The organism is Chryseobacterium sp. SIMBA_028, assembly GCF_046535285.1.
Lineage (GTDB): Bacteria > Bacteroidota > Bacteroidia > Flavobacteriales > Weeksellaceae > Chryseobacterium.
Window position 1 is genome coordinate 1 of sequence record NZ_JAWRWZ010000118.1, and the last position, 330, is coordinate 330.

At 61.2% G+C, this 330-nt stretch carries 1 pseudogene; it reads left to right on the plus strand.

Features of this window, described 5'->3' with window-relative positions:
• A pseudogene (locus SCA31_RS22800) lies at positions 1-330 on the plus strand (aminopeptidase); the annotation flags it as partial.

Here is a 330-nt window from a genome sequence, read left to right on the forward strand (position 1 = left end):
GGCGAGCGGTTGACCCCCGAGCGATTCCAAATGGTGGGCTCATTCCTGGGCGGCAACGCCCGGGTTGATGCATTGCATTACCTGCTGGAAGACGCTTTCATCACCACACCGGAAGGGCCTCGGCTGTCCGAGGCATTTCTGGAACAAGTCCGGGGGCTGGTCAGCCGAGCGGCAAATCCGCTCTACGCCGTTATGCACGAGTCTATTTATGGGCAAGGCCAGGCCACTAGCTGGGCGGCCTGGCGGGTGCTGGAGGAGTTCGGGGAATTCCAGCCCGATGCGGAGTCACCACTACTAACCGGCGAGATGGTGTATCCGTGGTACTTCGAG